The following is a 5,220-nucleotide window of genomic DNA, read 5'->3' as shown; positions in this document are numbered from 1 at the left end:
TGCACGGCCCAGGACCCGGCAGCGATGACCACCGTGTTGACCAGGTAGGACGACAGACCCAGCTCGGTCCACGCCTGCGAGACGATCGAGAAGTCGGGACCGTTCGGCCACAGCGAGATCGGCGATCGCAGCGTGTCCTGGGTGGGCGTGACCGCCGACTTCGCCAGCCACAGCAAGGGTCCGAGACAGATCACCGCGAGCCCGAGGAGCATCGCCAGCTGTACGCCGCGAAGCCCCCAGCGCACCGACGTACGCCGCTGGTCGAGGGAGGACACGAAGCTCATCAGTCGCTCCATCCGCGGGTCAGCCGGAAGTAGATCCACGACAGCAGCGCCAGTCCGAGCGCCATCATCAGGCTCAGCGCGGTCGCCGGGCCGTAGTCGCCGCCCCCGGTGGTGCTGCCGAAGGCGTACTCATAGATCAGGAGCAGCAGCGTCAGCGAGGCGTGCGAGGGCCCGCCGCCGGTGAACAGGTAGGGCTCGAGGAAGACCTGGGCGGTGCCGATGATCTGCAGGATCAAGGTGATCAGCAGCACCGGGCGCAGGTGCGGCAGGGTCACGTGCCAGACCTTGCCGAGCACCCCGGCACCGTCGGCTGAGGCGGCGTCGTAGAGCTCCTGCGGCACCGAGGTCAGCGCCGCGAGGTAGATGATCACGGTGCCTCCGGCGGCGGCCCAGGTCGCCTCCATCACCAGGGAGGGCAGCACCCAGTCGGCCGACTCCAGCCACGGCACCGGCCCGAGCCCGACCCAGCCCAGCATCGTGTTGAACACTCCCCCGGACCCGGCGTCGTAGAAGGTCTTCCACAGCAGCACGGCCACCGCGGGCGGCACCACGACGGGCAGATAGGCCAGGCCGGCGTAGAGCCCACGGAGTCTGCGCAGCGAGCTGAAGACCACCGCCATGACCAGCGGGATCGGGTAGCCGAAGACGAACGCGATCGCCGCGAAGACGGCCGTGTTGCGCAGCGCCACGGGCAGCAGCGGGTCGGCGAGCACCGTACGGAAGTTCTCCAGCCCCACCCACTCGGCGGCCCCGACGAGGTTGGTCTCCTGCAGGCTCATCACCACGGTCCGGGCGATCGGCCACCACGAGAACAGCCCGAAGACGAGGAGCATCGGCAGCAGGAAGACCAGGGTCGCCGCGTGGCCACGCCACCATCTTCCGAACACCGAGACGAGCGACGTACGCCGGCGAGCCGGCCCTCTCACGAGAGCCGGCTCCCCCACCCGGGACATGTCAACGGTCACGCTCAGCCCTTGTCCAGGATCTGCTGGACCGAGGCGTCGGCGTCCTTGAGCAGCGACCCGACGTCGGCGTTCTCGTCGCTGAGCACCTTCTGTACGACCGGGTCGAGCGCGCCGTACACCGCCTGCGTCTGCGACGGCGGCTCGGCGACCAGCGAGAGGTCGAACATCTTCGAGGTGTAGCCGGTCATCTGCTCGAGCGGCACGTTGACATAGTCCTTCACCCACTCCTGGTAGGTGGTGTAGGACGCCTCGTCGAAGATCGGGAACGTCGGAGTCCCCACGGGCTGCTCGGCGGCGGTCTGGGTCTTGGCGTCGGCGACGGCCGCGCTCTCGTCGGTGTACTTGCGGATCCGGAAGTAGTCCGCCCACGCCACAGCAGCCTTGGCCTCGGCCTTGGTCGCCTTCGCGCTGACGACGTTCACCGAGCCACCACCGAGCGCCCCGGCGTCCGGCGAGTCCCCGAGCGGGACCGCGGTGAGGCCGTACGACTTCGGGTCGATCGCCGAGGTGGTGACGAGGCCGTTGTAGACGTCGGAGCCGCTGATGTACATCGCGACCTTCCCCGCCGCGAACGCCTGGTTGATGCTGTTCCAGTCATAGGAGGTGTTCCCGGAGAACGACTTCTCGCTCCAGCGCATGTCCTTCAGCATCTGCAGCGCCTCCTCGGTCTGCGGGTTGTCGACGGTGGCGGTGAACTTGTCGCCGTCCTGCGTCTGCATCCGGCCGCCGAGGGCGTACGTCAGGGTCGTCAGGATCCAGCCACCGGTGTTGGAGGCGGTCATCTCGGCGTAGCCGGTGGCGCCGGTGCGGTCGTGGATCTGCTTGGCCGCGGCGCGCAGGTCCTCCCACGTGGTCGGCGGCTTGTCGGGGTCGAGCCCCGCCTTCGTGAACAGGTCGCGGTTGTAGTGGAGCGCGTTGGCGTAGACGTCCGAGGGCAGCCCGTAGACCTTGCCGTCGGTGCCCTGCGCCGCGGCCAGCACGTTGGGGTTGAGCTTGTCGAAGTAGGGCAGCGCGCGGATCTCGGCGTCGACGTCGGCGACCTGGTTGCGCTCGACCAGACCCTTGGTGTCGGTGAACGGCACCCGGAACGAGCTCGGCAGCGTGCCGCCGGCGAGCTGGGCCGGGAAGGTCTGAGCGTTCCACTGCCACTCCACCGGCTTGACGGTGATGTCTGGGTTCTCCTTGTTGAAGGCCTTCGCCTGCGCCTTGACGGCGTCGATGGTGGGCTTCTTGTCGCCGGGGCGCCAGCCCTCGACGGTGATGGTGACGCCGTCGCTGTCGTCCGACGACCCGCCGCAAGCGGCGAGCGAGCCGAACGCGACGGCCGCGACAACGCCGAGCGCGACGCTGCGCAATCGAGTGGTTCTCATGGGTCTGTCTCCTCCGATGTTGTGGTGGGGTCTCAGGTGGTGGGCCGCAGCCAGACCGCGGCGTCGGGGGCGAGCCGGCCCGCGTCGAGCGGCGAGCTGGCGAGCCAGACGTGGTCGCTGCGCGGCAGCTCCACAGGCGTGTCGGTCAGGTTGACGACGCACGCGAAGTGCGCGCCGCGGCGGAAGGCGATGATCCCGGGATCGGTATCGATCCAGCTGAAGTCGCCGGTGGCGAGGTCGGGGTGCGTACGCCGGATCAGCAGCGCCATCCGATGCAGCGACAGCATCGAGCGCGGGTCGGCCGACTGCGCCTGCGCGGTCAGCGCCGCCCAGCCCTCGGGCTGCGGCAGCCAGGTGGCTGTGCCCGGCGCGCTGAAGCCGTACGGCGCCTGGTCCCCGCTCCATGGCAGCGGCACCCGGCAGCCGTCCCGGCCGGGATCGATGCCGCCGCTGCGTACGTGCATCGGGTCCTGGACCAGGTCCGGGGCGATGTCGGCCTCGTCCAGGCCCAGCTCCTCGCCCTGATAGAGGTAGTAGGCCCCGGGCAGGCCCATCGCGAGCATCGCCGCCGCCCGCGCCCGCCGCTCGCCGAGTGCCCGGTCGGTCGGGGTTCCGAACCGCTTGGCCTCGAAGGCGAACGCGGTGTCTTCGCGTCCATAGCGCGTGACCAGCCGGGTCACGTCGTGGTTGGAGAGCACCCAGGTTGCCGGCGCCCCGGCCTGGCCGTGCACTCGCAGCGTCGTCTCGATGGACGTACGCAGCGCCTCGGCGTCCCACGGCGCGGTCATGAAGTCGAAGTTGAACGCCGCGTGCAGGGCGTCGGGCTGGAGGTAGCGGATGAACCTGGCGGTGTCGGGGAGCCAGACCTCACCGATCAGAGCCCGATCGGTGCCGTACTCCTGGGCGATCCGGCGCCAGCCGCGATAGATCTCCTGGAGCTCCTCGCGGTCGATGTAGGGGTGCTCGCCTGGTTGCGGGTCGGCGGGGACGTCGGGCAGGGCCGGGTCCTTCGCCAGCAGCGCCGCCGAGTCGATCCGGATCCCGGCGACGTTGCGGTCGAACCAGAATCGGAGGATCTCCTCGTGCTCGCGACGTACGTCCTCGTGCTGCCAGTTGAGGTCGGGCTGTGCGGCGGAGAAGAGGTGGAGATACCACTGCTCGGGGACGCCGTCGGGTGTCGTCAGCCGGGTCCAGGCCGTGCCGCCGAACTCCGAGACCCAGTCGTTGGGCGCCAGCTCGCCGTCGACGCCGCGGCCCTCGCGGAACCAGAACCGCTCCCGCTCCGGCGAGCCGGGCCCGGCCGCCACCGCGGCCTGGAACCATCGGTGCTGGTCGGAGACGTGGTTGGGGACGACGTCGATGATCGTGCGGATGCCGAGCTCGAGGGCGTCCTCGATCAGCGCCTCGGCCTCGGCGAGGTCGCCGAAGACCGGGTCGATCGCACGGTAGTCGGCGACGTCGTAGCCGCCGTCTGCCATCGGCGAGGGATACCAGGGCGTGAACCAGATGGCATCGATCCCGAGGTCTCGCAGGTAGGTCAGGTGCGCACGTACGCCGGCCAGGTCACCGGTGCCGTCGCCGTTGGCGTCGGCGAAGCTGCGGGGATAGATCTGGTAGATCGCCGCGGAGCGCCACCAGTCGGCCGGACGCTCCGTGGAGGCCGGGAGCACGGCTGGTGCCGGCTCACTCTGTCGAGGTTCCGTGGCGGTCACGGGCGCTCCGTTCTCAGCAGCTCACACTGGTGTGACAGCCGTCACCTTGACGGCGTGCTGCGACGTTAGAGCGAGTCGCAGAAGGTGCGCAAGAACTTGACAGTACGTAATTAATTTCAAGACTTTGCGCGGTGTCTTGCGGCTCCGGTCGACCGCCGGACCACGAGCTCGGGCTCGAAGAGGAGCTCGTCGACCGGCCCGAGGGTGCCGTCGATCTGGCTGACCAGGAAGTCGACAGCTGCGCGACCCATCGCCTCGATCGGCTGCCGGATCGTGGTGAGCGGCGGGTCGGCAGAGGCCATGAAGGCAGAGTCGTCGTAGCCGATCACCGACACGTCGCCGGGCGTCGAAAGGCGGGCCCGGCGAACCGCCCGGACCGCCCCCAGAGCGAGCGGGTCGCTGGCGCAGAGGATCCCGGTCGCGCCCTGCTCGATCAGGCGAGCCGCGGAGGCCTGGCCGCTCTGGAGCGAGTAGAGGCTGCGTACGACCAGGGCGTCGTCGAACGGCACGCCGGCCCGCTCGCAGACCGCCTGGAAGGCGGCCAGCTTGCGCTCGGACGGCACGTGGTCGCGCGGACCCAGCACGAGCCCGATCCGCTCGTGCCCGAGCGCCAGCAGGTGCTCCGCTGCCTGCTCCATCGCGTCGGCGTCGTCGCAGACCACGCGCGGGAAGGGCAGATCGTCGATGGCCGCGTTGATGAGCACGACGGGAAGATTGCGGGCAGCCAGCCGGTCGTAGTGCGCGTGGTCGGCGTCGCGCTGGGCGTACGCACCGCCGGCGAAGACCACGCCGGCCACCTGCTGCTCCAGGAGCAGGTCGACGTACTCCGACTCGGTCACGCCGCCGGCGGTCTGCGTGCACAGCACCGGGGTGAGCCCCTGCTGGGCGA

Annotated in this window: 4 protein-coding genes and 1 pseudogene; all 5 read right to left on the bottom strand. The window is 69.8% G+C overall.

Going from position 1 to position 5,220, the window contains the following annotated elements; all coding sequences use genetic code 11:
* Window positions 1-284, bottom strand: a pseudogene (locus tag ACRDPS_RS22020) (carbohydrate ABC transporter permease); the annotation flags it as partial.
* Window positions 284-1,249, bottom strand: coding sequence for a carbohydrate ABC transporter permease (locus tag ACRDPS_RS22015; protein WP_431503803.1), 966 nt, complete (start codon window positions 1,247-1,249; stop codon window positions 284-286). The pseudogene ACRDPS_RS22020 and the gene ACRDPS_RS22015, both read right to left, overlap by 1 nt.
* 2 nt (window positions 1,250-1,251) lie before the next feature.
* A complete protein-coding gene (locus tag ACRDPS_RS22010) occupies window positions 1,252-2,619 on the bottom strand; it encodes an ABC transporter substrate-binding protein (protein WP_431503802.1) in 1,368 nt (455 codons plus the stop codon).
* Window positions 2,620-2,651: 32 nt separating this feature from the next.
* The gene (locus ACRDPS_RS22005; RefSeq protein WP_431503801.1) at window positions 2,652-4,331 is read right to left on the bottom strand and encodes a glycoside hydrolase family 13 protein; all 1,680 of its coding nucleotides are present in this window, start codon (window positions 4,329-4,331) and stop codon (window positions 2,652-2,654) included.
* 116 nt (window positions 4,332-4,447) lie between these two features.
* Window positions 4,448-5,220 (bottom strand): substrate-binding domain-containing protein (locus tag ACRDPS_RS22000; RefSeq protein WP_431503800.1); only part of this gene is annotated, 773 nt, incomplete at its 5' end.

The sequence above is a fragment of the Nocardioides sp. genome (genome assembly GCF_050699375.1).
Lineage (GTDB): Bacteria > Actinomycetota > Actinomycetes > Propionibacteriales > Nocardioidaceae > Nocardioides.
Note: the sequence above shows the minus strand (reverse complement) of the source record. Positions and strands in the feature narration are given on the sequence as shown.

Excerpts from the sequence above, each read along its gene's own strand:
- ACRDPS_RS22010 (WP_431503802.1), bottom strand. The coding sequence starts at position 2,619 with ATGAGAACCACTCGATTGCGCAGCGTCGCGCTCGGCGTTGTCGCGGCC.